Consider the following 1,850-nt stretch of genomic DNA (forward strand, 5'->3'; position numbering starts at 1 on the left):
TCCCACTGGTCATCGCGTAAACTATAGCGCCGCATCTGTCTGTCTCCCTCAAAACGGGAAAACAGTCAGCACACGCAGACACAAAGTACAACCCTCACAGGCCACATTCAGAGCTTAACTGACGACACGCCGTAAGATTGATTGGCTGAATTTGTGGGGGGTATCATCTGGTCTGCCGCAGTACAGGAAGATCGGGGACGCTCCAGCGGGAGGCGTCAGTGGATCATTGGCATCAATTAGGAATATTATATGTGGACGAGACATCTTGTGGGCCGATATATCTCAGCGGCCATTTTTCTTTTTTCTTTAGAAGGGTGTGATCTGAGCAGTAACAAAGCAGTACCGCTTTCTCCTGACGATTATGCTCAGTTGGACACACCTCTGCCGATCACTTGGACGCCCATTTTAACTAAGACAATCGACCACCGTCCGGTGATATTGGGGACGATTCTTTTTGATGGAACTGGGAACGACCGGTTTCATATGTCTGGAGAATTACACGAAACTATAGAAGGCCATCTATATGACAAACTAAATATTCTCAAAATACCTATTTTTCATTACTATGCTGGTGCCGGAACTGAACCCAACAAGTTTCGATCACTTATGGATGAGGCTCGGGGCGATTCTGTAAAGGATACTGCCGAAAAAGCGGCTAAAAAGGTTATCTCTGAAATCACCAAATTTCGTGAGCAGCAGCCAAATGCAGACGTTCGCTTGCTTGTTTCTGGGTTTTCTAGAGGAGCTGCTGCCGCAAGACATTTTATGAATATAGTTGAACAGCACTGGGATGAACAAGGAAAAACTGGTGATTCTCCAACATTTTATGCTCTTATCTTCGATACGGTCTCGACCGGACAAACAAAAAATTTGCTATTACAAGTGCCTGTCCGTGCGGATATATTCTATCATTTTGTTTCTGAGGATGAACGCCGAATATTTTTTGATTTAATTCTTGATAATCCATCAAATGATGGAGACGGTCGTGTCGTAACGATCAAACGACCAGGCGTGCACTCTGACATCGGGGCATCGTACAACGCAGGTATTGGTGCAGAATACGTAGCATATACAAATGCTCTGCTTTCCGGCATGGGACTAATTGCTCCTCAATGTTATGAAGTGGCTGGGGATGCGCGTTCGGAAGGGAAAAATGACTCTCGTTGGCTGATCGAGCGCGCAATTGGAATTGGTGCCCCTAACACACTAAATACTCCTAAATATCGTAACGCCAAAGTTGTTCCGATATCGCCAATGTCCGAAAATTACAGACGACAGTGGAAGAAGCGAATTTTTACGCTACAATTTGAAGGAAATTTATCTAATATTGTTTGCGTCAAAGAGAATCATCTTGATATTCTTCGTTTTATTGTAAAACACTCTCAAAATAAATTTGAAATTTTTTCACGTCCCCCATTCTTGTTGCCCACAGTAAAGATACAGCACAACGATATGGGCTACCTGCTGACTTATTACGCAGATGGCGTTACCCAGAGTCGGATTGGGATTCCTGTTGACCTTTTAGATTCAATTCCAGAAGGACACAGTATACACTTGGATTTGGGCATAGTAATAGACAAAAATAATCGAGCGCATTTTTGGTGGTTTGTTAATAATGTGCGCATGCAAGAAGTTGATGAGCAATTTTACGTGAAGCATTAATGCCGTTAAGCATAACTATGAGGATCAGAAGCTGTAGGTTATAGCATGCGCGCTCATCAGACGATCAATGTATGACCGCTTTGCAAAAACTACGGCGTGTCGTCAGTTAAGCAGGATGATGATTGAGGCGAACTGCACGGCTGCGAGGAAGGTCGATTTCAGTTTATCGTAGCGGGTTGCGATAGCGC

1 protein-coding gene and 1 pseudogene are annotated in these 1,850 nt (G+C 44.1%); one reads left to right on the top strand and one right to left on the bottom strand.

Features of this window, described 5'->3' with window-relative positions:
- Positions 1-249 precede the first annotated feature (249 nt).
- On the top strand, positions 250-1,662 hold the full coding sequence (locus CFR79_RS15305) for a DUF2235 domain-containing protein (RefSeq protein WP_110548453.1): 1,413 nt from the start codon (positions 250-252) through the stop codon (positions 1,660-1,662).
- A gap of 102 nt (positions 1,663-1,764) precedes the next feature.
- Here the strand turns inward: CFR79_RS15305 and CFR79_RS15310 are convergent.
- Positions 1,765-1,850, bottom strand: a pseudogene (locus CFR79_RS15310) (IS5/IS1182 family transposase); the annotation flags it as partial.

It is taken from the genome of Komagataeibacter saccharivorans (genome assembly GCF_003207825.1).
Classification (GTDB): Bacteria; Pseudomonadota; Alphaproteobacteria; order Acetobacterales; family Acetobacteraceae; genus Komagataeibacter; species Komagataeibacter saccharivorans.

What these genes read in the sequence shown, in the direction of transcription:
- CFR79_RS15305 (WP_110548453.1), top strand. Translation starts at nt 250, where the DNA reads ATGTGGACGAGACATCTTGTGGGCCGATATATCTCAGCGGCCATTTTT.